Source organism: Rhodopirellula sp. UH5, from assembly GCF_056839225.1.
The window spans coordinates 7,262,007-7,284,964 of sequence record NZ_CM166390.1; the positions used below are offsets into that span (position 1 = coordinate 7,262,007).

Sequence of the window (22,958 nt, forward strand, 5' to 3'; positions counted from 1 at the left end):
TGAATTGTTTCCATGGCCTACCCACGCGTCGCCTCGCTGAAGACCCACGACGACTTTGTTGCGCACTTGCGGGACAATCAGATTGAGATGCCTTCCGATGCAGACGTCGAATCGGGGGAGGAGTCTCCGCTCGCTCAATCGTTTGAGGTCCATGGTCAAACCGTTGGGAACCGCTGGTGCATCTTGCCAATGGAAGGCTGGGACGGAACCACGGATGGTTTGCCAACGGATCTGACGCGGCGACGGTGGCGGAACTTTGGGCTGAGCGGTGCCAAATTGATGTGGGGCGGCGAAGCGGTCGCGGTTCGGCATGATGGCCGCGCCAACCCGAATCAGTTGCTGCTGACTGAAAAGAATCTTTCCGCAATCGCGTCCTTGCGGCAAGACTTGGTTGACGAACATGAGTCGCATTTCGGTCGCAGTGATGACCTGTTGATCGGCTTGCAGTTGACTCACTCGGGGCGATTCGCACGACCGAATATCAAATCCGTGACCGAGCCCCGCACGGTGCAGCGAAATGTGGTCTTGGATCGTCGCGTCAAAATCACGGATGACTCGGCGATCTTCAGCGATGACGAATTGGCAACGTTGATCGATGACTTCATCGCGGCGGCAGTTCGAGCTGAGAAGGCGGGGTATCGCTTCGTCGATGTCAAGCATTGTCATGGGTACTTGGGCCACGAGTTGCTCGCTGGCCGCGAACGAACGGGCAAGTTTGGCGGCAGCTTTGAGAATCGCACGCGGTTCTTACGCGACATTGTTTCAGGGATCCAAGCGGCCACGAACGATCTGCAAGTCGGCGTTCGGTTGAGTTTGTTCGATTATCTACCGTTCCATCCGGGGGCGGATCGTGTTGGCGAGCCTGAGCCTGGCGGCGAACCTGAAAAGGTGTTTGGTGGCGGTGAGGACGGTTTGACGATCGACATGACCGAGACCTCCAAGCTGATTGATTTGATGCATGAGATTGGCATCCGGATGGTTTGCACGACGGCGGGGAGTCCCTACAGCACGCCGCACCTGCAACGCCCCGCGTTCTTCCCGCCGAGTGATGGCTACACGCCGCCAGAGGATCCGTTGGCCGGTGTCGCCCGCCAAATCGAAGCGGTGGCGGAGATGAAGAAGCGTCATTCCAACATGGTGTTCATTGGGTCGGGCTACACGTACCTGCAGGACTACTTGCCCAACGTGGCCCAAGCCGTCGTGAAAGCCGGCATGGTGGACTCGATCGGTTTGGGACGCATGGTGTTGTCCTATCCGGATTTGCCCGCCGATGTGACAGCCGGATCCGTGTGGCAACGCAAAAAGGTCTGTCGGACGTTCAGCGACTGCACGACCGCCCCCCGGAATGGAATCATCAGTGGTTGCTATCCCTTGGACCCGTTCTACAAAAAACGCGAAGAACGCAAGCAGCTCAACGAGCTGAAGAAAGCGTTGCAGTCGTAACGCGCTTCCGTGCCGCAACGTCCGGGGCCTGACGACCCCGGCAAAGGCTGTGTCGGCCTTTCAGGCCTGAGGCAATCGCGCGGCACAAGGTGCCAGCCACTTTCCCAACGAGTGGATTGGGCCAGGCAGGGCCGGCAAAAGCAATGTTGGAGCCGTGATATCCCGGGAGCATGCGTTGGATGCCCGGCACCTGATGCCGATTCGAAATGCCCATCGTGCTCGTGCTCAGTGAAGCGGTGCTCGTGCTCGCAATCGAAACGCGGCTTGGGTGAACGGTCCAATTTGCGACCAGGACCCGTTCGATGTCTGCCGTCTCTCAGTCGAAAGAATTGCCGCCGCATTTGACGTTTCCAAGTCATGAGGGGAGCATCGCCACGCCCGGGATCAATGGCTTTGCAGGGCTCAATCGAATCGTACCGATGCTGCCCAGGATGACATGAAGTTCGACGGCATCAAAGAGTCTCTGGTAGACTATGCGGTGGCGGTCGATTACGAGCACGAGCACCGCGATGCTGAGCACGAGCACGAGAGAATGCCAGAACCATCGGCTGCAACGCAGCGGGCGTGGTGACCGCTCTTGCAGTCGTCAGTCGCTCGCGTCCTCTGAATCGTTCCGTTCCCCAATTGAAGTGGAGCTCACCCGCCATGATGAAACCTCGTTTTGCGATTGTTTGCATCGCCGTGGGGAGGTGCGTCTTTGCTTCTCAGGTGCAGTCTGATGCTCCTGCGATCCGAGAGATGGAGACTGTATGCACATGACATTTCGCTTTTGATTGAGGCCTGCTTAGCGACTCGATAGCTCGATGGTTCCTAGGTCGTTGTCTCCCTCGACGATCGTGATCGTGGTGATGGGGTTGTTCTCGTCGAGGTATTTGCCTCGAAAATGGTCGAAGGGCAAACCGCCGCCGTCGGGGGCCTGGAGTTGGAAGGCGACCAGTTTGTACTCGCCGAGTGGCGCGCCGTCGCCGATGCCATCAAAACTCAATTCGAATTCGCCGTTCTCGCCGACTGAGGCGGCGGGGATTCGGCGGAACTTCGTTTGAGATCTATTCGAGTCCTTCACTGGAATGAACTTGATCGTCGCCCCAGCCGCGGGTTCGCCGTCCAGCGTGAGCTTGCCGTGCACGGGATGAAGGTTGACATCGAGTTCCTTGGGCTGGGAACAGCCTGCAGGAAGCAGAGCAGCGATCGCCAACAAGACCGAGAGGGGGCAGTCTCTTCGAACCAATGATTTCAAAATTCGTCTCCTACGTCGTCGCCGCGTGATCGAGAAACGAGGGCGTAGAGCACTTCGGCCTCGATGGTTTCCGTTAAAAAATGAACGCTGCCGTCGAGGAAGACACTGTTCGCCCCGCCGACATGAAAGGCGTAGACCCCTTGGCGATTGTTGCAGTTGACGTTGCATGGGCCGAGTCCTGTCGGTGACCACGACTGTCCGTCCGCCTGATAGGACAGCAGCCAAGTGCAACCGCGTCCGGCCCATGGTGCCCAAGCACGAGCCGCGGAAGGAGCGGCCTCATGCAGTCGCCCATTGATCCAGGTGTCTGTCTTTCCGGCTTGCTCAATGAACGTCAGCGTGTGAGACGAGCCGTCAATGGTCATCGTGCGTTTGGGACGCTGGTAATTGAGACTAGGACCGATGAAGCCGACGGAGTTTTCATTGACAGGCGACAGAGCCCCCATCGCCCACGGATCTCGTGAGAACGGGGTCGCCGGAATCGCAAACGGAAATCCCCAGCTATAGATCGCGGTGAAGTCCGTGGTTCCAGCGGACCGGTCGAGATGAACATCCAGCGTGGATCCCACCACTCGCTGAATTCCATTTTGGGTCGAACTGCCAACGGCCGAAGGGCAGCGATACAACTCCAGCGGTGCCTTGACCGCTGTTTGGTTGTCTTCATGGAACCAATCCTTCTCGCAATCGTAGCGTTCCCAGATCGCCTGTTGTTCGATGAAAGGCAAGAGTTCCGTGAACGGGCTTCCGGAGATTCCGTCCTTCATGTTGCCCGTTTTGAGATAGCTGTACGGTTCACCATAAGTCGCCGCAGGCAACGCCTTGTGAACATCTTCGAACAGCAACGTCGCCAATCCAATCTGGCGCATGCGGTCTTGGCACTGCATCCGCCGCGTCGCCTCCCGCACTGCCTGCACCGCAGGCAGCAACAACCCGATCAGGATCCCAATGATCCCGATGGTGACAAGGAGTTCGACAAGTGTGAAGGCACGACGTGACATCAAGCGATTGCCTTGCGTCGTCGACGGTAGGCGACTGCGGCAAGTGATCCAAGTCCTAGTAACGCCATGGATGAAGGTTCCGGGACGGCAGATGCATTCAGGGAAAATGAGCCGATGTTGGTCCCCGTTGCAACACCTGTCAGTGCGGTCAGTGCCCCGGACACCAAGAGGTCGCCATCGAGCGTGAACCCGTTGGCATTGGATGTGAACGCTGCGTTTTCGATCGTGAATGCGTCCGCTGGGAAACTAAGATTGTTGAACAACGTTAGCGTTCCCGCGTTGTTGACGAGTGAAAAGTCTCCCAGTCCAATGACACCGCCACCCGCGAAAGGATCGACTTCATGTCGAATCACGGCATCAATGCCAATCTGTTCGCCAGCTCCCCATGTCGAGAGCACATTCGCAAAATCAACATCGAGGTTCGTTGTCTGCCTCGCACGTCCTGATGGATTGGATACGTTGCCGCCATTGATCGCTGCCGACAGGGCAATCAAACCGGTTCCGGGAATGGTGATTGGATCCCCTCCGGTTCCATCCAGAAGGTCGCCGGAAGTGGCGGTGGTGACCCCCGTCCCATAGAACCGGCTCAAAATCAGCGGGCCTCCACCACCAGAGAATAACGCAGAGTTGTTGTTCAAGGTGAAGACAGCCGATCCACCGGTGACGACGGCGGCGCTGGCCGATGTGCCGCTGAACAAGGCGACTGCGAATAAAACGATAAAGCGGTGCAAACTCATGGTGTGACTTCCAAGTGAAGGGAGAGGGGAAACTATTGAACGTTCTTTAGATCGCGAACCATTTGTCGAAAGGGTTCGTGCATGTGCATCAGCAGGCCGCTGATTTGGGGATCAGCTTTGGCGACGCTGCCTTGGTCGATCGGGGGTTGAGGGTCGTATTCGGCGAACAACTGAACGGCCGCCGCGTACTCGTCGTTGCGGAGGTCTTGGACCAGTTTCAGTCCAAAGTCCAAACCGCTGGTCACGCCCGCGCCGGTGATGCGGTTGCGGTCGATGACCACTCGCTCATCCACCGGGGTGGCTCCAAATTCGGACAGCAGGTCCCGGGTGATCCAGTGCGACGTGGCTTGGTAGCCGTCCAGCAAGCCTGCGGCGCCCAGCAGGACCGATCCGGTGCACACGCTGGTCACGAAATCGGCTCGCGCGCCTCGGTCAGCGACGAACTCTCGCGTGGCGTCGTCTTTGGCCGCGTCCAAGGTGCCACCGGTGCCGCCAGGGACGAACAGGATCGTGGGGGCTTGAGGGCAATCTTCGAAAGCGATCGTGGGGCGGACCTCGATGCCGGTGTCGGTTAGAACTGGATCGAGTGTTTTCGCCGCCAGATGCACCTTCGCACCCATCATCAGCACGAACATGTGGTGCGGCCCAAACAGATCCAGGGCGGTGAATCCGGGATACAGAACCATCACGATTTCTTCCTTGCCAACCCAGCCTGGCGGCCACTGCATCGAATCATCGTGAACGCTCATCAGTGGTTCGGCTGGTACGCCGCTACCATCGTTGGGTGCTGCGGTGGCGGGTGGGGCCGCCTGGGCCGTCGTGGCATGTCGGACGAGCGCCGAAGTCCCCAGCATTGACGCAAGGGTCGCCGTCAGAAATTTTCGACGGTCGGCGGGTAAGAGGTTGGTGGGCATCGGAGATGAGTTGGGTTCAGGTTTCATTGGATTCGCTTTCACGCAGAGCGTTGTGGGGGACGTTGTGGGCAAAGGAGGGTTCAAGCCACGCCAGACAATGTGGCGGGCCAGTGATACTGCGATGGTCGCCTTCGCAATGAGTGATGGCGACGTTCTGGAAGTAAGGTTTCCAAGCGAGCGGTTGCATCCAAACGCGACTCTGGTTCGCCACCACCACTTCCACGGAAAACGGAAGTGGCGTGTCAACGTTCGCAAGCGGTGACGACAGCAGTGGTGTCAATGTTTCGCGAAGCGTTTGGTCGAGTTGCGTTTCATTGGCCTGACCGTTCACCCACTGCGGATCGAACGGCATGGCATCGAGCAGCACAATGCGACGGACGCGATTGCCCCAATCAGGATCCGTTCGCAGCATCTCCACCAGCACGCTGGCGGAAAAACTGTGAGCGACCACATCGATCGGAAAAAAGGGGACGGGGGTCTTTTGTTCGACGGGAGTCCTCGGCCTCGGATAAGACCCCCGTCCCCTTTTTCCGATTCGTCCCCTTTTTTCGATTTCGGTGGACCAAAGGGCAGCTAGTGCGGGGATCGACTGGGGGACGGATCCTTCGAGCAAGCCGGGGATGGAGAGTGAGACAACGTGCGATTGACGTCGAAGGATGTCGTTCAATGGGCCGTACAGTTCGCCGATGCCTGGCAAACCTGGCAGCACGACGCTGATCGCATCGGACTGAGCCGTTTTGGCACCAGCCACGGTTCCGACATGCCAACCGTGGCCATCGCCCAAACGGCTCATTTCGTCCTGAGCAACCGCGGAAGTGGTGGAAGCACTGGCGTCGTTGATCAGCGTGGCGAGTCCGGCGATCGTGGGACGCCCAAAGATTTGGGGCAACGTCAGGTCCACCTCGAACGCTTGCGAGATCTCGCGGGACAGCAAGGCGGCGAGCAGGGAGTGCCCACCGACGAGGAAGAAGTCGTCGTCTCTCCCGAACTGTGAATGTTCGAGCAAGCGATTCCAGATTTGAGCGAGGGGCGTTTCGACCGGGCCGGACCAGTCGATTGGGCCTTCGTTCGAATGAGCTGCATCCGCCAACGCGATGATTGCGGCGTGATCGGTTTTACCTCGGTCGGTCAATGGGAGGCTGTCGCAGGACACCCAGCAGTTGGGACGCATCGACGGCGGCAGGCTGGTGCTGATTTCCGTCCAGGCCTTGGTGGGGGATGCTTTGTCGGACAGGACCAACGCCACCACTAAACTTGGGTCTGGCGTGCGTTGATCCACCGCGACGGAGGCAGCGATCACATGGTGGTGCGTACCGATGCGCCGGGCCACTTCGCTGGGCAACACACGCACGCCGCGGATTTTGACTTGTTCGTCCATTCGACCGAGGAAGCGAAGTTTGCCATCTCGCCCGCGTCGAACACGGTCACCGGTACGGAATGAGCGGTTCGGTCCAAAGCCGCCGGAACGTTCCAGTTTTCCGTCGAGCCAGTACCCGAGGGCCACGCCGGGACCGCTGATCACCAACTCCCCGGCCACGCCGTCGGGCAGAGTATGGCCATCGGCGTCGGTCACGCGGAGATCCGCGCCCCCGAATGCGTCTCCCAGTGGAATGTCCATGGAGAGATCCTCCGGAACCACACGGTGGGCCGAACAGATGATCGTGGCTTCGGTTGGTCCGTACGTGTTCCACAGTTCCACGTCGGGGTAGCAACGCAACCATTGTCTCGCTGCATCGAGTCGCAACTTTTCTCCCCCGACGACGATTCGTTTCAGGCGTGGGAAAGCGGGGGCGTTGTTGTCGTCAATGGATTCCATCCAACGATGAAAGAACGCGGTCGGCAGGTCCACCAAGCTGATGTTTGCGTCCGCAAGCCAACTTATGAAACGCATCGGATCCAAGCGACATTCTTCTGGAACGAGACAGAGCGTGGCTCCCGATCGAAGGGTTGGCAGCACTTCTTCGAGGAACAGATCGAACTCCGGGGATGCGTACTGCGCGACTCGGTCGTTGGGGCCAAGCTGCATCAAGTTCGCAAACGCGGCGTTGTGTCGGTCCAGTGCGTCGTGGCCGATAACAACTCCCTTGGATTGTCCGGTTGTGCCGGAGGTCATCAGGACACAGGCGGCTTCGGCGGGTAGCGTATCTGCTTCGATCGGTTCATCGCTGAACGTGAAAGGTTGGCCGTGTCGCAATGCGGCGACGCAGCCGATCAGTGATTCGATCGAGCGATCGGGCGGGAGGTGCACCAATCCTGCGGCGGTCTTCGCAGCGGTTTGTTGGTCCAGTTCGGCGTAGCTCCAAGCTTGCTCGTTGGATTCAATGGCGATGTGGGTTTGTTGCTGAAGGGCCTGGTGAGCGAAGGCATCGCGGAAGGATTCAGGGGGCGAATCTTCCGGATGTTCTGGGGCGGAGTGAGGTTGACGCTCGAGTTCATGCTCGCCCTCCCCTCGCTTCGCTCGACCCTCCCAGAGGGAGGGTGGATTGGGTTTGAGTGATGTACGTGCCAAAGGGAGCGTGGGGGCGAGAGCGAATGCCTCCGCGATGCCGGTCAATTGCTCGATGACTTGTTCCGCGGTGGTTTGGTCGAAAAGATCGGTCGCGTACTCCATCGCGATGTTTGCCGTGCCGTCATTGGCCTCATTGACCGAAACCGTCCATTCGAACTTGGCCTGGTCGATCACCGGCAACAGTGGTCGCAGGCGGGCATCGCCGAGCTCAAATGATTCCAATGTTTCGGGGGCATAGTTCAGCAAAACTTGGAACAGCGGCGAGCGATCGAGCCGTCGTTCGGGACTGACGGCCGCCAAGATTTCGTCCACCGAGACATCTTCGTTTGTCATCACCTCATGCAGTTTGGTGTGACATCGAGTCAACCAATTGGCGATCGACTCGTCCGGCAGGTCCTCGGGGTTTTCCAATCGCAGGACGAGCGTGCCGACGAACATTCCGATCAATCCGGTGACGTCTTGCGAGTCGCGACCGGCGTGCGGCATGCCAATTGCAAAGTCTTTTCCGCCGCTTCGCCGATAAAGGCAGAACCGCAAGCAGGCCAGCCAAAACGAGGCTTGGGTCACGCCAATCTTTGCGCAAAGTTCGCTGATCCGTTGGTTGACGGGACGAGCCACGCAAGTCATCACGCAATCACCCGCTGAGGTCAGCGGAATCGTATCGGAGTCATCACTCGGCGTTCGGTCGGGCCAGAGTTCGACGTCCTGCAAATCATCCAGGCCTAGCCAAGCTCGTCGTGACCGGGAATGCTCCTCAGACTGTGGTGACGTCAGGCGTTCGGATTCACGTCGGGCGTAGTCGCTGTAACGGATTGGCAGGACGGGCAATGAAGACACTGGTTCCTCACGGTACAGTCGCTGCAGTTCGTCCACGAACACACGCATCGACCAGCCGTCGGTGATGATGTGATGCAGATTGATCAGCAGCAACGAACGTGGTTGGTCGGCATTGTCTGAGCTAGTTGCGGCTGGGCTGGTTGCGGCTGGGCTGGCGAAGTTTGCCAGCGACACTCTCCATAGCGGTCCGGATGCCAGGTCCATCGGCACGGAGGCTTGCTCGTCGATCCACTGCCTTGCTGACGTGGCGTCCTGAAAGTCGCGTTGTTCGAAGGGGACTAGCGGATGTTCGTGAATGACTTGTCGAGGTCCGTCGGCAGTCATCTCAAACGTCGTTCGCAGGGACTCATGTCGGTCAGCGATGATCTGCAGGCACTCTCGAAGCCGATCCACGTCCAGCGTTCCACTCACTTCGGCGAGCGCCGGAATGACATACGCATTGCCCTGGCCAAATTGGTCCAGGAACCAAAGTCGGGTTTGCTGAGGCGACATCGGTGCCGTGTAGGGATACGGTTCCGTCGCGACATGCGAAGTTGTGTTGGGGTGAGGGCGCTGCTTCTTGTCAGCGAGCAATTGAGCCAATGCATACAGCGATTCCACCGACAGAAACTCTCGTAGTGTCAGGTTCACGCCAAACTGATCCGACAGTTTGGAAACAGCGACGATGGCTAGCAACGAGTGCCCGCCCGCTTGCACGAAGCCGTCCTGAGGATGCACTTCATCGACGTTCAGAACGTTCTGCAAACACGGTGCGATTTCCTCCCAGATCGCGTCCCATTCAGACGACCGATTCAAAGGTGTGGCCAAAGACTCCGCGGGGTCTGATATCGAACGTTCAGGGGTGCTGTCGAGCCTCTCGGCGAGGCTCGCCCGATCAAGCTTGCCACGATCGCTGGTCGGCAACGCATCGACCCAACGAATCAGGCTAGGGATCATCCTCGCTGGCAAACGATCGGAGAGCCACGACCGGATCGCAGTCGGCTCGGTCGAATCACCCACCACCAGAGCGAACAGTCGATCGTCAGAAGTCACGCCAACGCCAGCGGATTGAACCGCCGGGTGCGATTCCAGGCACGTTTCGATCTCCTCGGGTTCGATGCGATGGCCACGCAAGCTGAGTTGGAAGTCTTTTCGGCCCAGCAATTCGATCACGGGCTCTCCATCGCCGCTGGCACCTCGAGTCATCCACGCCAAGTCACCGGTCAGGTAAGCAGGCGTGGGGGACTCATCACCGGGATAGGTCAGCGAAACAAACGAGGGCGATGGTTGGTTTAGGTAGCCGTCGCAGACTCCCGAACCGAAAACGCACAATTCGCCCACCACGCCGATGGGCAACGGGCGACCGGCGGAGTCGACGACGGCGACGGCCAGTCCAGCGATTGGACCACCAATGTGGATACGACGAGTCGGTTGGGTGGAGGACAGTTCGCTGAGGCAAGCGTTGACGGTTGCTTCCGTGGGTCCGTACGCATTGAAGACACGAGGACGATGTTCATTCGTTGCTGCGTTGATCTCATCCAGAACCGAGGCTGGCAACTTATCGCCGCCGAAGGCGACCAGCCGAAGCGAACGGTAGAACTGCTGGGCAAGGTTCGGTTGTGATTGAAGGGCGAGATGATAAGACGGTGGAAGGTTTGCAACCGTGATGGCATGCTGAGTGACGAGGTTGGTCAGTCGCGATGGATCCAGGTCATCTTCTGCACGCATGACGAGACGGCCTCCGGCGCAGAGGATCGGAAAGATCTCCTCGACGGACATGTCGAACGTCAGCGACGCGAATTGCAGAGCTGCGTCGGAGGCGGTCAGTTCGTAGGCGTCGATCATTGCGTGACAGAGATTGACCAAACTGTCGTGCCGAACCGGAACCGCTTCGGGGCGTCCGCTGGTGCCTGAGGTGAACAAGACGTAGGCGATCGAACGACTGTCGGATTCAGCCTCTGTGCTCGAGCCAATTGCATCGCCACGGTGATTCTGCAAGGCATCGCTCAGCGTGACCGCGTTGGCCGATTTGAGTCGTTGTTCCTGAACCGATTTCGGATCGTTGGGATCGACGGGAAGGTAGGCCGCACCGCTGCGCAGGACGCCCAGTATTTCAACAATCCTTTCCGCTTTGCGATCCGCTGCGATCGAGATCACGTCCCCGTGGCCGAAACCGTGTTCGTTCAATCTCTCCGCGATCGATTGGGAGTCCTCGACCAACCGGAGGTAGGACCACCTTTGGTTTTGATCGAAGACCGCGATGTGGTTCCCGCGTTGCCTTGCCGTCTGGTCGATCCACTGCACCACGGTTTCGGGTTCCTCTCGTCGTCCCCGCGGGCGGCCTGATTCGGCCTGCAGAAGGCGATCGGTGAGTTCAGGGGCGGCCCTCCCCTCGCTTCGCTCGACCTTCCCAGAGGGAGGGTGATGATCGAAGACGCGGGGATCGGCGAGGCGAGAACGCTGTGCGGTCTCGGCGTTGGGCGGTACCGTTCGAGCCTCGTCTCGACGATCGAATCGATTGCGAATGCATTCCAGTTCATCCGGTGGGATCAGTGACAACTCGCACAGTGGTTGGCTGGGATCATTGGCTGCTTGCTCCAACAAGTGCAAGAACAATTGCCCCCAGGACTGGATGGTTGCTTCGTCAAATCGATCGGTTTGAAACTTCCAGTTCAGCGTTCGACGATCCGAGAATTCGTAGACCTCGAGTGTCAGATCGTCTTCGATCTCTTGATACAAACGCAGGTCGGGTTGGGCGAATCTTTGCCAGGAGGCGTCCGCGTCCCAGGCGTCGAAGATGTTTTGATAGGTGAACGAATACGGGAAAGCCGCTCGGTCATGTTGGCCCACGATCGACAGGTTGGCCGAACGGAGTTGCCGCGAGAACGGCAACTGACCGTGTTCCATCGCCGCCAGGAAGTTTTGTGAGACCGAGCGAATCCACTGGGCGATGGAGTCTTGCTCTTGGGCGTCTGCCTGGCCGGGATCCCTCATTTGAATCCGCGTGGCAATGAGGTTGATGAAGCATCCCACGTTGTCACGAAACGGGCCTCGCATGCCGCCTGGTCGTCCTGAGACCGGGGTGGTCACGACCAAATCACTTTTGCCGCTGATTCGATTCAGCATCGCGAAGTAGCAGGCGAGCAGCACCGAAGACGGAGGAGCCCCGGCGGAACGAGACAGGGTTTCGAGGGACTGGTTCAGATCAGGAGTCAGGTCGATCGAGACACAACCCACGCGGCGCTGCGTGTTGGTCTGGCGACTCGACGGGGATGATTCTGGCAAGCCGATGTCACCGCGAGCACCGGTCAGCGTGGCCGACCAGAACGCCTCATCACGCTGGCAGCGTTCGCTGGCCAGGTACTGCTTTTCCCAGTTGAGGAACTCGAAGAAGCCGATATCCGGGGAATCGTTTGGGGGTGAATTTACAGGTTCGAAGCCTACGCCACTTTTGAGGTATTCGTCCCAGAGTTCACCGATCAGCGGGGCGGCGGACAGGCCGTCGATGACGATGTGGTGAACAACGATCAGAACCCAGGTCGTTTGGTTTCCCTGGACCGTGTAGTAGCACCGCAGCGGTGGGGCCGCAGACAGGTCGAAACCGTGGCTGACCAGTTCACGAAAGACGGCTGGGGGATCGTCGCAAGCATCGAGAGTCGATTTCGATTCGACGTTGGAATCGATCTTTTGAATGTGGCCCACTTGAGCCGACGGGGCCACGGTTTGTCGAAGCTCACCTGTCTCAGGATCGTGATCGATCACAACGCGAATGGCCGGGTGTCGGTCCGCGACCCGCCGCAGTGCAGCATCGAAACGGGCGGGATCAAATGGCTTTGCATTCGATTGTCCGTCGATGCGAAACAGCAGCGGCACATGGAAGCTGGTGTCGCAATCGCGTGATTGCCCAATGAACCACAGGCCGCGTTGCGTTTCGGATAGCGGGAACGAATCGCCGTCACGGACCAGCGTCACGGATTCCTCAGGGGCTTCCGCGTCGGCTGATCGAACTTCGTTGGTGGAGTCTCCTTCCGAGCCGCTGGTCTTTTCAGCCAGCATGTCAACCAAGCGATCGACGGTTGGGTAGTCGAACAGAACCGACGTCTTCAGTTCGACGGAATACATCGACTCAAGCACCAATTTGAACTCGACCGCTTGGCTGGAGTCTGTCCCCAGATCGGCAAACGCGTCGTCTTCGGCGATTTCATCCAAGGAATCAAATCCCAGGAACTCGACCAGGCGCGTGCGCACCTCCAGCGACAATCGCTCTCGCGGAGACGCCATGGTTGCTTCGTTGCTGGAGGTTGCGTTGCTCATCGGTTCGCCAGCACCACCAATTTGACCTCGCCATCACTGCGGCCCTGTTGCCGATCGTAAAAACGACATTCGGTCTTCAAGATGGAAAGTCGCTGACGGCTTCGCGCTGAACGCACTCGCACCTCACCGCTGAACTCTCTGGGGTTCAATTCAGAGTGGTAGTTGCTGTGAATGCTGGCGATCAAGTAGTTCGCAAGCTGCTTCTCAAAGAATGATTCCAGCGTGTAGTCGTTCAGCGCCGGAAGCAAACGCTCGCGAATGCAATGGGCTAGGTGCACATAAGCGAGTTGGTTGTAGCAAATGTTGAATTCAACTGCGTTGAAGTGCCCTGTGTCGTCGATGTAGCAAGATTGGTCGATCGCGAATTGTCCGGTGGCGACCATGTTCTCGTAGGAACGGTCCGCGCCTGGTTCGTATCCGATCTGGACGCTTTTGAGATAGCGACAGTGGTCACGGTAGGGCGTCAACACTCGTTGCAGAAACAAGTCGTCGATGTCCGTCAGGCCCACCAGTTCGGTCGAATGTGTTTTGCTGTCGGGGATTGCGGCGACGTTCATGCTTGGTCCTCCTCGGGGGCAATGCCAGCGTAGAAGGGTTGGTCGTCATAGATGCCGATCCGGTAGCTCTTGCTGTGCTGTCCCGGTGCCACAGCGGTCGACATGTGGATGAGCAATCGGTTGTCCCAGATGATCAAATCACCTTGGGACCATCCGTGCTGATGAATGTGTTCGGGGCGTTCGATGAACTCGAACAACTCAGCCAGTCGCCTCTTGTTTTCTTCGTGGGTCAGCCCTTCCAAGGCCACCGTGAAGCCGCGGTTCAGATACAACGCTTTCTCACCCGTGACCGGATGCTCGATGACCGCTGGGTGGCGGACGGGCGGGACTTCTTCGTTGATCCGGTTGAGCAGTTCTTCGAGTGAGCGGTCGATGTCCGACGCTTGCACTTTGTAGCGAAGTTGTCCGGCATGGATCGCGGTCACGCCGTCCACATAGGACCGAAGGCGGTCTGGCAAATTCGCGTAGACTTTAGCCATGTCGATGTAGAGCGTCCCGCGTGAGTCTTGCGGGAAGACCTGCGGGTAGATTGATGTCCACGAAAGCGGATGTGGCTCAAAGGAACAATCGGTGTGCCAGTAGTGTCCCGTTCTCGCGACACCAATCTTCTTCTCACCCTCTGGGATATTGGATGAGACAAAGATCTCGGAATGTTGTGGGTGGTGGTAGTTGCTTTGGAAGTAGACCTGCGGTCGGCCGAGCTTTCGAGCAAAATCAACGTATTGTTGTTCGTTGTAGTCCTGGTTCCGAATCACGACCAATCGGTGTTGGTAAATCGCATCGCGAATTGGTTGCAGCTCCGGTGCATCGGATGGCAGCGTGTTGGTGTCGATGCCCGTGATGATGGCTCCGATTTGACCGGCCGGTGGCGGTGTGATTTGCATTTCGGTGGCGGTGGTCATGTCTAGTTCACTTTCCGTGTTAGGTTTTGCCAGTAAGGTTGGCGAAGTTGATGTTTAAGAACTTTGCCGCTGGGGTTTCGCGGCAACGATTCGACAAAGTCGAACGATTTGGGGACTTTGAATTCGGCCAGTTGCGATTTGGCGAACTTCAGCAGGTCGCGGATGCGAGGTTTCGTCGCGCCGTCGTGCAAGACGACGATCGCTTTAGGGGACTCGCCCCATTTCGGGTCTGGGATGCCGATTACTGCGACCTCTCGGATGGCTTCGTGAGCCAGCAGGGCTGATTCGATCTCAGCCGGAAAAAGGTTTTCACCGGCGTAAATGATCATGTCCTTGACTCGGTCACAGACGAACAGGTAACCGGCTTCGTCTCGGTAACCAGCGTCGCCCGTTCGGATCCATCCATCGACGAGCGTTTCGCGTGTCTCCTCAGGGCGTTGCCAGTATTCCAGCATCACCGAAGGGGTTCGCAGCCAGATTTCACCAGTCTCGCCAGCGGCGACCGCGTTCCCGTCACGGTCGACCACTTTGCAGTCGACACCGGGGAGTGGGCGACCGGTTGCGGAGGACAGGCGATCGTCATCGTGGTCGCTGGGACGCAAGCAGACCGCCATGTTCCCCGTTTCGGTCAATCCATAAATCTGAAAGAAGTCAGCATGCGAGAACGCTCGGCGAGCAGTGGCGAGCAAGCTCGGAGAAATCGGCGAACCGCCATACAGAAAACCACGGACGCTGGATAAATCTGTCGACGCAAAGGAAGGTTCCGCCATCGCGAATTGGATCATCGCCGGAACCATCGGGACCTGCGTGATTCGATGCTTGGCGATCAGTTCGAGTGCCTTCCAGCCCATGAACGCTTCCATCAAGACGCCCGTTGCACCGACCAAGAATCCTTGGATGGCCCACCACATTCCACCGATGTGGAATTGAGGCAGCGACAGCAACAGCACATCGTCATGTTTCAGCCCCATCCAGTCATCGCCTTGGTGTCGCATGCCGCGACGCAAATCGAAGAAGGTTCGATGGGCCAGGACGACTCCTTTGGGGATCCCTGTTGTGCCGGAGGTGTAGATCTGAACGAGGGGATCGTTCGTGCTGGCAACGTGTTCTGGTGGCGAATTGTCGCCGGCGTCGCGCCAAGCCGGGTAGTTTGACATCGCGAGCACGGGCAGGTCTTGCTCCGCCAGTTTTACAGCCGAATCGTGGTCGACGAAGACAAGCTTGGCTTGGCTGTCGCGAATCAAGTTGGCCAGTTCGTGTGAGGACAACTTCCAGTTCAGCGGCACGAGCACACAGCCCGACTTGGCACATGCCAGCAGGAGTTCATAGTTGGCGATGGAGTCTTTCGCGATGATCGCAACACGGTCGCCGGGAGAGCAACCTTCGGTGCGCAGACTGGCCGCGGCGCGATCGGACGCTTGGTCGAGCGATTGGAAGTCAATCGCTTCATCGTCGATTCGTAGTGCGGTGTGAGCAGCGAATCGCTCAGCCAAGCATCGGCTGGCTTGGCCTAATGTTTCGCACTCATCCACGGTGCTGAAGGCTAGCTCAGGCATGAGTCAAACTCCCGCCACGATGGGGGCGTCCAAGTTGCGTTTTCGGCGACGCCAATAGGCTCCGGCAGCACCCGCAGCGGCCAGCACCATCACGCTGGAGGGTTCCGGGACCGCAGTGACACCGGCAAACGAAAAGTTGCCGACATCCAAGCCAGATTGAATTCCGACTTGACCGCGAAATTCCGGCGTTGTGAAGAGATCACCGCTCAGCGTCAAACTGCCGGGCGTCCCGAGCGCTGCGGCGGTTGTGTCAATCGTCAGATTGCGGACGTCGTAAAGAGCCAACGACCCAGGCTGGTTGTGAGTGAACAGCCAACCGCTGTTGTCACTGTCCAGTGCGCTGCGAGACGCGTCATAGGACAGCGTCAGGTTCTTGTAGTGAAACCAAGTGCTTTGAGGCACACCCGTGATCGGAGCGTACATCGAGGAGTTGGCCATCCAAAAAGAATCCCCACCAGTGAACTGCGTCGATCCCGTGGCACCGCTCGTCGCGACGGACGCCGCATCGAAGGTCAGGGTCTGCAAGCTGGAGTCACTGTTGAACCCATAGTTCAGGCCGGAGGAACTGGGGCGAGTCCAACCTGAAGAGACGGCATCGGCATAGGTTCCTGAAGCTGCTGGGCGACCGGGGTTGCCGGTCGCACTGTGCCCTGCAAACTCGATGAAACTTTGGTTGGTGTCATAGTTGAAGGATGAATTGGCGCTCTGGCCAATCGTGTTGATCAAGCCAACGTCCGCCCCATTGGCAAACGCATCGCCATCGAGGTTGAACGTCAGGGTGCCGCCAGTGACAACGTCGCCCAGGGCAACGGTCGGCGCTAGCAGCATCAAAAGGACAAAGAGTGATTTGAATGTGAGAGATTTCATGGTGTGAGATTGGAGAATGGTGAGGTCTGGATGTTCGCTCAGTGCGCGCAGAACCACCCTTGGTTTGATTGCCACTGATCGGGATGCCTTCAGCCAAGCAACATCAACCGCGCCCATGCGGGCATCGGCCAATCCGCTGTTGTGAGGAGCAGGCAACCATTTCCCACATGGGAGCGGTTCATGCAGCTCGGCTGAGCAGGCACCGGGAAGACACGATTGCGCGACAACGAGTCACGCCAATCACGGTGCAGAACGAAAGCGAACGAGCGGTCTCTTGATCGTCACCATCCATCGACGTGCCAATGCATACGCGGACTCATCGCGACCACAGTGGACACTGCGTTCACGAACGAATGCGTACGCTGGCTAGCCGTTGACTCGACAAGCAAAGAGATCGAACCGTCGCGAATCGTTTGCGACGGCGCGCGGCCGCGGGACAGGGCCGTCGGGCGGGTCGCTGCGAGATTGCAGCGTGTCATCCGCGTTCCCAAGCCACGACTCCACCTTGGGTGGGTCGACAGCGATTCCGGTTGGGTCGACAGGAATCCAATTGTCGCGGAACAGAACCCAGGTCGCGTCAATGCCGCGGCACTTCAGGGCTGCGATCACCGTGACCACGCGAATGGACGGTGAATCGGCGTTGGTTTTGCTCGCCGTTCCGCAAGCAGAAGAACACGTCTGGGTGGACGAACCGCATTTGTCATTCTCGCTGGAGCAGCAAGAAGTGGTCTTTGGGGTTGAGCAGCAGGAGGCTGTTTTCTTTGACGAGCAACACGATGGCTCGGGTTTCGAACAACACGCTGGCTGATGACTCGCACAACACGAGGCAGCGGCTGGGGCGTTGGAGGCTGCGACAAGCGTCTGGCGGTTGCCTTGCAGTTCGACGCGAGCCACCAGGAAATCTGGCGGAGTCACCCCGTTGCGATCAGCCCAGGCCAGTTTTTCGGCGTCGGAGAAACAGCAGCAGGTGTCCCAGCAATAATCGGCCGAGGAACAGCCGCAGGGGCAGGATTCGCAGGGGTATCGTTCGTCGCTTGATTTTGGCGAAAGAGTGGGAAGTGGAATCCCCACCATGCCAATCACCAAGAGGAGCAACATTCCAGCAGCGACCGACCGAACCCAAAGGGTCGGGGCAAGTCTGATCGCACCGGTACGTTGTTTCAACAAGAGCGTCCACGAAGCTTCGCGAAGGCCTACTCCTCACGCTGACGATCATCTTTTGCAATGTTTGCTTTGTCAATCCTTTGGGATGGGCCCCGTGTGCGGTCGTTCGTCGCAAACTTGACTGCGAGGAGGCAGGAAAGAACGGGAGTTGTCTGCAGCGGGTTTGCGAAACGCTACTCTGTCGGAACGCTTTCAATGCTGTTCTTGTGCGTCATGCTCCTTCGCTCCACAAAATCGCCAATGAACGACCTTCCTGGCCCGCGTCCGCCCATTCCTCGCCGCGGGCGATTTTCTCTTTGGCAGTTGTTGGTCGCGATCACGATGATTGCGTTGGTGCTGGGCAATTTGGTTTCGATTCTGCGTTTGCGGAAGGCGGAATCGGCTTTGGCGGCACTGCGAGCGGAATCGGGGTATTTGTCACCCACCGAGGATGATTTGGTCGCGGCGATTCGGAGTCCGTCTGAGCAGCCGCTGAACTACGTTTTTCGGGTTCGTGTGCCGGAAGGTTCCGATTGGGACTACCGGTTGGCCTACAGCACGTGGTTGCCGAAGGGGAAAACGCAGCCCGATTGGTACTCAATGATCGCGGTTCGGCCTGGTGAATCGGTGATCACGGTCCGGATTGCGGAAGATCCCCGCGACGAACGTTGGAAAATCTCTACACTGGTGCGAGATTCCGGCGGGGTGCGGCGGATGGGCACGACGTTGCCGGAGGCTCACACGGCGATCTTTCGTGCTTCTCACGACGTGATTTCCACGGGGGTGGCGGGTTCGATGCTGACGTTGCCGATTGGCCAGTCCTTGCGGATACTGGACGACCGGTGGTTGGTGGGCACGGAATCGCTGTTGTTGTCCGGCGACAAACCCGTCAACACTGACCAAATCGGTGTGTACGCCGAATTGCAGCCCGTGGCACGCTGAGCAAGCGGTCGTGGGGACCCCGTCGTCCATTCAATTTACAAATCAGTTCACAAAGCTTTTCGCGAGACCAAAGACCCCAGCCATGGCAAAGGATTTTTTGAAGGGAGCCGCCGACGAGTACGATGTGGTCGTGATCGGCAGCGGATTGGCGGGGATGACTTCGGCCAACATTCTCGGCCGGGCCGGGCACCGAGTGTTGTTGCTGGAACAGCACTACAAACTCGGGGGGTTGGCGACTTGGTTCCTGCGTCCTGGCGGGCACACCTTTGACGTTTCCCTGCACGGGTTCCCTCACGGGATGATCAAATCGTGCCGGCGATACTGGAGCCGCGACATTGCCGACCGAATCGTTCAATTGAAGAACATCCGGTTCGACAACCCTCAGTTCTCGTTGACAACGACGTTCAATCGCGAGGACTTCACCAAGTTGTTGACGACCAAGTTCGGGATCGAGCATGGGACCGTCAATGAGTTCTTCGACACCGCCCGAGGGATGAATTTCTACGACGATCAAGCGACGACGACACGTCAGTTGTTCGATCGTTTCTTTCCTGGACGGGACGATGTGGTCCGATTGTTGATGGAGCCGATCACGTACGCCAACGGTTCGACGTTGGAAGACCCTGCGATCACGTATGGGATCGTGTTCAGCAACTTCATGAGCAAAGGTGTCTTCATCTACGAAGGGGGCACCGACGACTTGGTCGCTCGGATGAAGAAGGAGCTGGTGTCCAACGGGGTCGACATTCGCATCAATTGTCCGGTCGAAGAAATCGAAGTCGCCGACTCACCGATCAAGGGCACGCGTGTCTCGGGAGTCAAAGTGAACGGTCGTTCGATCAAGTGCCGGGCGGTGGTCAGCAACGCGAATTTGCGGACCACGATCTTGAAGATGTTGGGCCCTGAAAAGCTGGACAAAAACTTCGTGGAAGAAGCCCAGGCGGTGCGACTGAACAACAGCAGCACGCAGGTCTACATGGCTTTGAAGCCAGGGGAAGAGATTGATGAGTCCAGCGGCGATTTGTTTTTCACCAGCACGGCGAAGGAGTTTCGAACCGATCTGCTGCTCAGTCGTGACATCACATCGCGAACATTCAGTTTCTATTACCCGCGAACTCGACCGCACAAAGCGAAAGAACGTTTCGCGATCGTCAGCAGCACCAATGCGAATTGGTCGGACTGGGCTGATTTGAGCGAAGCGGACTACGAAGCCAGCAAGGCGGATTTGGTCGAGACGACGATCGATGCGCTTGAGAAGTACATCCCCGGGGTGCGGAACAAGATCGATCGTGCGGAAGCGGCCACGCCGAAGACGTTCCATCATTACACGCAACACGAAATGGGCGCCAGCTTTGGGACCAAGTTTGAAGGACTGGGCGTCAGCCGGGCGTTGCCGCAGCAGATCAAAGGGATGTACCACGCGGGCAGTGTCGGAATCATCATGAGTGGCTGGTTGGGAGCAATCAATTACGGCGTCATCGTCAGCAACGAGGTCGATCAAAACCTGGTTGCCGAGTCGACGCCGGTATGATCGAAGTTCGCCAGTTCACGAAGTGCTACGACGACTTCACGGCGGTGAACTCGATTTCATTCGATGTTCCCGCGGGCCGAGTCGCGGCCTTGGTCGGGCCCAATGGGGCTGGCAAGACAACCACGATTCGAACGTTGTGCGGCATTCTTTCACCGACCGCGGGCGACCTGAACGTGGCTGGGGCGTCGCTGAGTGACGATCCCTTGGCGGTCAAGCGGCGGACGGCTTACGTGCCGGACGACCCACCTTTGTTTGATTCGTTGACGGTGGACGATCACTTGCGTTTTGTGGCCTCAGCGTACCGATTGACGGACTGGGAACCGCTGGCCGAACAACTCTGCCAGCGATTTGAATTGATCGAAAAACGCGAGACGGTGGCGTCAGGTTTGTCTCGCGGGATGCGGCAAAAGGTGGCGATCGTGTGTGCATACCTTCGCCAGCCCGATGTGTTGTTGCTGGATGAACCCATGACGGGGCTCGATCCTCCCAGCATTCGCCGGTTCAAAGAAACGGTTCGCGAGCAAGCTGATCGTGGTGCAACGGTGTTGGTCAGTTCTCACCTGTTGTCATTGGTCGATGACATCTGCGATCACCTGGTGCTGATGCGACGTGGCGAAGTGTTGTTTCATGGTCCGCTCGAGCAGGCACGCCAGGAATTTGGTGGGGATTCTCATTCGCTTGAAGAAGTGTTCTTTCGGTTGACTTCGGAAGAGGATTCGGCTGGATGAGCGAACGGCGTTCGATCATCGATCCCGCGTTGACTCGATTGACCGGGGTGCTGTTGAAGTCCGCTTTGCGTCAATTGGCTCGGCATCTGAAGACCCCGTCGGGAATCTTTGTTGCCCTGATGGTTGTGGGGACGGTTGGCATGGGATTGATGCCCATGATCGTCGCGAGTCAGACAGGGTCGCTGGATGACATCAAGATGTATTCGACCGTGACATCGACGGTGCCGTTGATGATGTTGGTGATTGTGGCGATGGCGGTTTACTTTGACATCGGGCAGCAGATCACGGAGCTACGTCCGCCGGAGTTGCAGTTCGTGTTGGCGGGGCCGTTCACCGATCACCAAATTCTCTCGTATCGGTTGATGACGTTGGCGATGACCTGGGTGGTCAGCAGTTGCCTGATGGCCGTGTTCGCTTTGCCCGGTGCGGGGAGTTACCCGTCGGCTGTGCTGGCGATTTACACGGGCGGGATGACGGTGACCGCGTTGACCACGTTGCACGCGATCAGCAAGCCGGTGTTGAACTCAGCGGTTCGGACGCTGTTTGCGTCGGCGTTGTTGGGGGCGGTGGCGTTGTTGTTGATCACGTCGCTGCCGCTGGGGATGAGCGACGCCGGTTTCTCTTGGCAAGCATGGTTGCTGGGGTGTCAGTCATCGACGTTGGGAAGCGTGATGACGCTGCCCTTCATGGCGTTTGGGAAGTTGCTCCGTGCATCCCTTGGCATCGCGATGCTGGGGTGGACGGGCGCGTGCTTGGCAACCTTGGTGGTTGGGTTTGGGGCTTGTTACACGGTCAACGTCGGGTTTGCGGAGCTTGCCGTGGAAGGCGTGTCGCGAAAACAGGTGCGGATCCAGCGGATTCGGTCGGGTCAATTCGGTCGGATTAAGAAGACAGAACATCGATCGACATGGAAGTTGGTTGACTTCCCTTGGTGGGGAGGCATTGGGCCGGTGGCTTGGCATCAAGTCACCTTCGCGGTGCGTCGCAACGGGAAGTTGTTGTTCGGTTTGGTTTGCCTTGGTTTGGTCACCGGATTGGTGTTGGTGATCCTGCCCTTTTTTCGCCCGGAGATCATTCACGCCCATTTTCGAGAATGGTCGATGCCGATTGCGATGATGGCTTCGACGTACCTGGGGTTCCTGTTGACGTTGAGTCAGCCGATTGGCATGGCGATGACGCCCAAGACGTTGACCTGGTTTCGAATGTTGCCGTGTCGTCCGATCGCGATTGTGATTGGGATGCTGGCGGGTCAATTGGTGATCTTGTTTGCGATTCGATTCGCTTTTGTCGTCGTGGCGGCATTTGTCACAACGCGCGGATTGGGCGAGAACCTTGCGGTGTTGGCGGCCGGGTTTGCATTGGATCTGGCATACGCTTCGGCGATCAATTTGGTGACTGCTGCGACGGTGTTGAGAGCGATGCCCAGCGGCACACCGGACGTGCTGCAGGGAGGGCGAGCAATGCTGTACATGTTTGTGTTGGGGATCGCGCTGATCCCCTCGCTGATCGTGGCGGGAATCGCGGGGGGGACCGCAGCGGTGATGACGGACATGGATCGGCAGGTGATTGCGATTGCGGTCGGGGCCGGGTTGATGGCATGTCAGCCCTTAGTTTGGTGGGCGACGGCGGTGTTTTTTCGAGATCGCGAGCTTTTCCAGGGCGATTGACCCCTAAAACCCGGCGTTTACGACTTCTGGAGGAAATGTTTTTGCCCCGTCCGCGGGATGAAAACACTGGCCCTACAGAAATTGGCTTCAAAACGAT

General features: G+C 58.2%; 16 protein-coding genes. 6 read left to right on the top strand and 10 right to left on the bottom strand.

Going from position 1 to position 22,958, the window contains the following annotated elements; genetic code table 11:
• Window positions 1–12: 12 nt before the first annotated feature.
• On the top strand, window positions 13–1,443 hold the full coding sequence (locus UH5x_RS26025) for an oxidoreductase (protein WP_482634167.1): 1,431 nt from the start codon (window positions 13–15) through the stop codon (window positions 1,441–1,443).
• A gap of 784 nt (window positions 1,444–2,227) precedes the next feature.
• Here the strand turns inward: UH5x_RS26025 and UH5x_RS26030 are convergent.
• The 10 genes from UH5x_RS26030 to UH5x_RS26075 form a co-directional block, all read right to left on the bottom strand.
• A complete protein-coding gene (locus UH5x_RS26030) occupies window positions 2,228–2,680 on the bottom strand; it encodes a transthyretin-like family protein (RefSeq protein ID WP_482634168.1) in 453 nt (150 codons plus the stop codon).
• Window positions 2,677–3,678 (bottom strand): DUF1559 domain-containing protein, encoded by a 1,002-nt coding sequence (locus tag UH5x_RS26035; protein ID WP_482634169.1) that lies wholly within the window; start codon window positions 3,676–3,678, stop codon window positions 2,677–2,679. The genes UH5x_RS26030 and UH5x_RS26035 overlap by 4 nt, the downstream gene beginning before the upstream one ends.
• Window positions 3,678–4,415: a PEP-CTERM sorting domain-containing protein gene (locus UH5x_RS26040; RefSeq protein WP_482634170.1), complete on the bottom strand. Its 738-nt coding sequence runs from the start codon at window positions 4,413–4,415 to the stop codon at window positions 3,678–3,680. Before UH5x_RS26040 ends, UH5x_RS26035 begins: the two co-directional genes overlap by 1 nt.
• A 32-nt stretch (window positions 4,416–4,447) precedes the next feature.
• Window positions 4,448–5,164, bottom strand: a complete 717-nt coding sequence (locus UH5x_RS26045; protein WP_482634171.1) for a DJ-1/PfpI family protein — start codon at window positions 5,162–5,164, stop codon at window positions 4,448–4,450.
• 181 nt (window positions 5,165–5,345) lie between these two features.
• Window positions 5,346–12,935 (bottom strand): condensation domain-containing protein, encoded by a 7,590-nt coding sequence (locus UH5x_RS26050; protein WP_482634172.1) that lies wholly within the window; start codon window positions 12,933–12,935, stop codon window positions 5,346–5,348.
• Window positions 12,936–12,964: 29 nt separating this feature from the next.
• Window positions 12,965–13,525: an FcoT family thioesterase gene (locus tag UH5x_RS26055; protein ID WP_482634173.1), complete on the bottom strand. Its 561-nt coding sequence runs from the start codon at window positions 13,523–13,525 to the stop codon at window positions 12,965–12,967.
• Window positions 13,522–14,427 (bottom strand): TauD/TfdA dioxygenase family protein, encoded by a 906-nt coding sequence (locus UH5x_RS26060; RefSeq protein WP_482634174.1) that lies wholly within the window; start codon window positions 14,425–14,427, stop codon window positions 13,522–13,524. Before UH5x_RS26060 ends, UH5x_RS26055 begins: the two co-directional genes overlap by 4 nt.
• 2 nt (window positions 14,428–14,429) lie before the next feature.
• Complete coding sequence (locus UH5x_RS26065) at window positions 14,430–15,983, bottom strand: long-chain-fatty-acid--CoA ligase (RefSeq protein ID WP_482634175.1); 1,554 nt, start codon at window positions 15,981–15,983, stop codon at window positions 14,430–14,432.
• A gap of 3 nt (window positions 15,984–15,986) precedes the next feature.
• Window positions 15,987–16,850, bottom strand: coding sequence for a PEP-CTERM sorting domain-containing protein (locus tag UH5x_RS26070; protein ID WP_482634176.1), 864 nt, complete (start codon window positions 16,848–16,850; stop codon window positions 15,987–15,989).
• 366 nt (window positions 16,851–17,216) lie between these two features.
• Window positions 17,217–17,459: a hypothetical protein gene (locus UH5x_RS26075; RefSeq protein WP_482634177.1), complete on the bottom strand. Its 243-nt coding sequence runs from the start codon at window positions 17,457–17,459 to the stop codon at window positions 17,217–17,219.
• Between the two features lies 1 nt (window position 17,460).
• On the opposite strand from UH5x_RS26075, the gene UH5x_RS26080 reads away from it, so the two are divergent.
• From UH5x_RS26080 to UH5x_RS26100, 5 genes are all read left to right on the top strand, one after another.
• Complete coding sequence (locus tag UH5x_RS26080) at window positions 17,461–17,658, top strand: hypothetical protein (protein ID WP_482634178.1); 198 nt, start codon at window positions 17,461–17,463, stop codon at window positions 17,656–17,658.
• A gap of 596 nt (window positions 17,659–18,254) precedes the next feature.
• Complete coding sequence (locus UH5x_RS26085) at window positions 18,255–18,935, top strand: hypothetical protein (RefSeq protein WP_482634179.1); 681 nt, start codon at window positions 18,255–18,257, stop codon at window positions 18,933–18,935.
• A gap of 82 nt (window positions 18,936–19,017) precedes the next feature.
• Window positions 19,018–20,466, top strand: a complete 1,449-nt coding sequence (locus tag UH5x_RS26090; RefSeq protein ID WP_047817551.1) for a phytoene desaturase family protein — start codon at window positions 19,018–19,020, stop codon at window positions 20,464–20,466.
• Window positions 20,463–21,194 (top strand): ABC transporter ATP-binding protein, encoded by a 732-nt coding sequence (locus tag UH5x_RS26095; protein ID WP_482634180.1) that lies wholly within the window; start codon window positions 20,463–20,465, stop codon window positions 21,192–21,194. Before UH5x_RS26090 ends, UH5x_RS26095 begins: the two co-directional genes overlap by 4 nt.
• Window positions 21,191–22,861 carry a putative ABC exporter domain-containing protein gene (locus UH5x_RS26100; RefSeq protein ID WP_482634181.1) on the top strand — a complete coding sequence of 557 codons (1,671 nt, stop codon included), beginning with the start codon at window positions 21,191–21,193 and terminating at the stop codon, window positions 22,859–22,861. The genes UH5x_RS26095 and UH5x_RS26100 overlap by 4 nt, the downstream gene beginning before the upstream one ends.
• The last annotated feature ends 97 nt before the right edge of the window (window positions 22,862–22,958 follow it).